This window comes from Diplocloster agilis (genome assembly GCF_019042275.1).
In the GTDB taxonomy this organism is placed as follows: domain Bacteria; phylum Bacillota; class Clostridia; order Lachnospirales; family Lachnospiraceae; genus Diplocloster; species Diplocloster agilis.
The window spans coordinates 1-630 of the sequence record NZ_JAHQCW010000096.1 but is presented as its reverse complement, the minus strand read 5'-3'; the positions used below and the strand labels follow the sequence as shown (position 1 = coordinate 630).

Genomic DNA, 630 nt, shown 5'->3' with positions numbered 1-630 from the left:
GAGACACAAAAGAATCAGGCTGCCCGAAGCATTCCGGGACACCGGCAGACACACACACCGGCCCTGAGCAGCGGGCATATCCAAACCCGAGGAAGAACCACAATACGCAGCATACAACCGGACAACACATAACCGGCAGCTGCCGCTTGACGGATCTGTTTAATCTCACTATACTTATAGAAGTGTAATAACTCCGGAAGCAGATGGATGCTGGTGTATCCCCTGGTCTTCAAAACCAGTGTGGGGCGCTTGATACGTCCCGGGTGGGTTCAATTCCCACATGTTTCCGCCAAAAATAAGTTCCTTTTTCTATAAATTGTCTCTTACAAAAGGGACCGCGCCCCCCATGAAACAAAGGAAAAAACAAACGGAAAAGCTCCGTATTCCGGGGCGTTTTTGGGTTCTTCCTCGGGTTTGGGTATGCCCGTTGCTTCAGGCAGGGGACAGAGACGGTATCCGGGAAGACTCCCGGCCGACGGGGTCTTTTTGTCTCCCTGGAAGCGCATAGGGCGGCTGTGCAGCGCTTAGGGGAATCGAAAAGCCGGGTTCAGGATGACCGGCGGACTTCACGTCCGACGGGCAAGAGCCTCTGAACCGGGAACACATCACGTGTTCCTGGTGAATAGGCTC

The 630-nt window shown here is 53.8% G+C and carries 1 protein-coding gene and 1 tRNA gene; both read left to right on the top strand.

Features of this window, described 5'->3' with window-relative positions; genetic code table 11:
- A partial coding sequence (locus KTH89_RS24720) for a hypothetical protein (RefSeq protein WP_238723470.1) occupies positions 1-188 on the top strand: 188 nt, incomplete at its 5' end.
- Between the two features lie 7 nt (positions 189-195).
- Positions 196-292, top strand: a tRNA-Sec gene (locus KTH89_RS24715).
- The last annotated feature ends 338 nt before the right edge of the window (positions 293-630 follow it).